We start from the raw sequence: 2,105 nt of genomic DNA, 5'->3' as shown, positions 1-2,105 counted from the left end.
CCGGTGCGCACTTTCCGGTCGATCCGGTCGTCTACCTGCTGGGCGAGATAGTTGGCGATAGTGCGTTCGAAGCGTGCTCCTGCCTGCTTGGCGCTCCTGCGGTTGCGTGTCACTGGTGGTGTCCTTTCGTGTCGATGATTGTGGTGGCGATGGTAGCGAGGAGCCTGGTGACGCTGGCCCCTTCGGTGTGGATGTTCGCTTCGACGTGATGATCACTGCCGGGGGTGAGCTGGTCGAGCGTGGTGGCTTTGCTGGTGAGCACCTTGTGGATGACGGGGTCGAGCGTGCCCTGTGCGATCAGTGTGGTGATGGTGACGGGGCTGGTTTGTGTAATGCGGTGGATGCGGTCTTCGGCTTGGGTGACGAGTGCGGGTGTCCACTCGGTTTCGACGAAGAGGGCGTCCTGGGCGCGCGTGAGGGTGAGACCGACTCCCGCAGCGGTGATTTGTGCGATGAGCACGTCAACCTTACCCGACTGGAAAGCGCGGACTGTTTCGTCTCGCTCGGCCTTGCTGGTTGCCCCGTAGTAGGTGCGCACTGTGGCGTGTGGCAGCGTGTGGGTGAGCTTGTCGGCCAGCTGGTGGATGACTTCTGTGTGGATGCACCATGCGATGAGCGGGCGGCCAGTGCCGGTGATGTGGGTGGTAATCCAATCTGTGGCTGGGTCGATTTTGAGAATGCCGGTAGCGTGCCGCATCTGTGAGACAAACTCTTTGGCGTGGTCTTGCAATTCGGCTTGCGTGTATCCCTTGCGCTTGAGCTTGGCGGCCACGTCCCGGAACGCTTTGGCGCGTTGCATGTCGGGAATGTCAACGAGCTGCGTGTAACGCGTTTTGGGCGGCAGGTCGAACAGGACGCCTTTTTTGGTGCGCCTGCTCCACACGTGCTCGTTGAGCCTGCGATGGAGGTCTGGCATGCGCTCGGGGATAGGTTCTGGCGTGCCCCAGTAGTTTTCCCGCGTGTAATACGTTTTGAAATTGGCGGGAAAATAGCTGGTTTTGCCGAGCATGGTGAGCAGTGGGAACACGTCGAGCGGGCTGGAAACAATGGGCGTACCAGTCAGGCACACAGTTTTTCCTGCTTTTCTGGCGAGGTGGACCATGGTGCGGGTGCGTTTGGCTCGCACGTTTTTCGCCCGGTGGGCTTCGTCGTAGACGAGGAGGCCGGGCTGCCAGGCCGCTAGGAGGCGGAAGAGTGGTATGCGGCTGGTGGCGAGCGTGTCACTGGTGATCACAATCCCACCGGCGGGCAAGGTGTGTGGTGTGCGTGTGCTGCTGGAGATGGTGGTGATCGTGCTGGCTGGCGTGTGCTCTGCGATGCCGCTTCGCCGTGTTTCGTTTTCCCAGTTACTTATAAGGCTGGGTGGGCAGATTATGAGAATTCGGCGGGGTTTTATTATTGCCGCAATTAATAGGGCTTGAATTGTTTTACCGAGGCCGGGTTCGTCGGCAATTAAAGTGTGGTTTTGGAATACTGCTCGCACCGCGCCGATTGTTTGATATGTGTATGGCTGCGGGGTAAACCAGTTATTTGAATTCAGCGGGTGTTTTTTATCTTCGACCTCCACGCTGCCGGTCGGTGTTGGTGTGATCATACCACGCTGCGCGGCGGCGTGGTAGTGGGCGGGTTGGGAAGCGGTTTGCGAGTGGTGGTTTGTTTTTGGGGACGGGTCACCTGTCCGCGGGGCACTCGTCCCCGTACCCACCCCCTGTAAGGGGGTGGGGTGGTGGGGGGACGACTCACGACCCATCCCGGGACGGGTCGGGGACGGGTGGGGACGGGTCGTTTTGTCCTGCAGATCAGCCTGTGGATAACTCATTCCTGACCTCCCTCGACAACGTGGAGGCGAGCCGTTCCACCGACCGGGATGCCGTCGCTTTCAGCCCTGTAGACGTGTGCTGAGCGTAGTAATCGTGAATTCCTCGGCCCTTCTTTTTCAATTAGATAATTCTTTTCGAGAAGGTAATTGACGGCTCCTAGTATTGTTTCGTTTTTTGCTTTTCCTCCGTCTTCCCGGTAGGTTTTCTTGAGTTCGGTTATTGAAATTGGTGCCCTGTATCTTTCGATTATTCTGGAGAGTTTTTCCATGAGGTGAATGGGGCGGA

Annotated in this window: 2 protein-coding genes; both read right to left on the bottom strand. The window is 58.2% G+C overall.

Annotated elements, in window-relative coordinates; translation table 11 throughout:
- Positions 1–109: 109 nt before the first annotated feature.
- Positions 110–1,594 carry a DEAD/DEAH box helicase gene (locus HMPREF2975_RS08160; RefSeq protein WP_227469336.1) on the bottom strand — a complete coding sequence of 495 codons (1,485 nt, stop codon included), beginning with the start codon at positions 1,592–1,594 and terminating at the stop codon, positions 110–112.
- A gap of 221 nt (positions 1,595–1,815) precedes the next feature.
- The coding region (locus HMPREF2975_RS12085; RefSeq protein ID WP_227469335.1) for a hypothetical protein at positions 1,816–2,105 on the bottom strand (290 nt) is incomplete at its 5' end.

It is taken from the genome of Actinomyces sp. HMSC065F12 (assembly GCF_001814535.1).
GTDB classification, from domain to species: domain Bacteria; phylum Actinomycetota; class Actinomycetes; order Actinomycetales; family Actinomycetaceae; genus Pauljensenia; species Pauljensenia radingae_A.
The sequence above is the reverse complement of the archived record's forward strand: the minus strand, read 5'-3'. Positions and strand labels throughout refer to the sequence as shown.